We start from the raw sequence: 223 nt of genomic DNA on the forward strand, positions 1-223 counted from the left end.
GATCACCTTGTCGCATTTGGCGTAGCGGATGCCCTCGATCATCGAGGCATGGTTCAGCGCATCGGAGAAGATGATCAGGCCGGGGATCTTCGCACCGAGCGTGCCAAGCGCCGCCCAGTTGGACACATAGCCCGACGTGAAGATCAGCGCCGCTTCCTTGCCGTGCAGATCGGCAAGCTCACGCTCGAGCATGACGTGATGGTGGTTGGTGCCAGAAATATTC

1 protein-coding gene is annotated in these 223 nt (G+C 59.2%); it reads right to left on the reverse strand.

Annotated elements, in window-relative coordinates; all coding sequences use genetic code 11:
* On the reverse strand, nucleotides 1–223 hold a 223-nt coding region (locus ACMUVN_RS33400; protein WP_414816069.1), incomplete at both ends, for an aminotransferase class I/II-fold pyridoxal phosphate-dependent enzyme.

This window comes from Rhizobium sp. IY2, assembly GCF_047532935.1.
Classification (GTDB): Bacteria; Pseudomonadota; Alphaproteobacteria; order Rhizobiales; family Rhizobiaceae; genus Rhizobium; species Rhizobium anhuiense.